At 66.1% G+C, this 1168-nt stretch carries 1 protein-coding gene; it reads left to right on the top strand.

The window, feature by feature from the left end; translation table 11 throughout:
* Positions 1 to 1168, top strand: a 1168-nt coding sequence (locus tag A39O_RS33065) for a hypothetical protein (RefSeq protein WP_157639962.1), incomplete at both ends; no start/stop codon positions are given.

Here is a 1168-nt window from a genome sequence, read left to right as displayed (position 1 = left end):
TTGCTGCTGATTCCGGTGGGACTGACCGCTCTGATCCTGCTATGGCTGCTGTGGCTCAACCCCGCGGCGGCGGCCACGGTGACGATGACCAAGGACGGCGGCGGCAATTGGTCCGATCCCACGCTGTGGGATACCGGCACGGTGCCGGCGGTGGGTGATACGGTCATCATCGCCGCGGCCGAGACCGCCCTGGTCGCCCTCGATGGGCCGGTGACCGTGGCGCGGCTGGAGATCGTCGGGCCGTCCGTCAGCAAGTGGCAGACCCTCACGGTGACCGGCCAGGCCCTCACCGTGACGGGTGATCTGCTGCTGAAGAACTACGCCAAGCTCTATCAGGGCGCCGGCGGACAGGTGACCGCCGGGCGCTTCTTCGTCGGCTCGGCCGCCTCCGGGCGCGTGGCCTGGGAGACGCGCGGCACCGCGAGCCAGCGCGCGCGGGTCGTCAGCCCGAGCGGGAGCATCAACGTCAACACCGATCCGGCCAACGGCGGCAGTGCCACCGCGGGCTCCGCGATCGAGCAGGACATCCAGTGGAATGACACGGATTTTGTAATGCCCGGACCGACCGTGCTGCCGTTGGCCGGTACCAATATCGCGCGGCTCCAAGTCGACCACTGCTACTGGGACAACACGGGGTATTTGGATTTCGGGCAGTACGCGCGCGGGGCGACGCTGTTGTCGTTCACCAACAATGACGTGCGGCTGCGCGGCAGCAACGCCCAGAGCCGCAAGCCTGGCACCTCGGCGATGCTGACGCTGAAGCGCGCCTACGACGCGGCCCCGAGTGCGGTCGACCTGTTGCAAGGCAACGTGATCACGTGGATTCCGGCGACCAACGAGGTGGCCTTCATCTACCTGTATTCGGCGGGCGGCGCGGGGCGGGTGTGGGACAACGTGTTCCAAGACATCTCGCTGAATCTGACGTTCACCAGCGATGCGCTGATCGAGCCGGGCGTGTTTGACGTGGCCGGCAATCTGTTCTTCCTCACCGAGTCGGTGACGATTCCCGGCGCGGAGATTCAGAGCCGTTACGGCGCAACAATCCGCGACAACCTCTTTATGGCGCGGTCGGTCAATTCGCATCTGATCAAGCTCTCCAGCGCGATTCAAGGCCCCCCGGATACCGTGGCGGGCAACGTCTTCGACGTGGCCGATCCGGATGCCGACA

It is taken from the genome of Lamprocystis purpurea DSM 4197, assembly GCF_000379525.1.
In the GTDB taxonomy this organism is placed as follows: Bacteria; Pseudomonadota; Gammaproteobacteria; order Chromatiales; family Chromatiaceae; genus Thiodictyon; species Thiodictyon purpureum.
The sequence above is the reverse complement of the archived record's forward strand: the minus strand, read 5'-3'. Positions and strand labels throughout refer to the sequence as shown.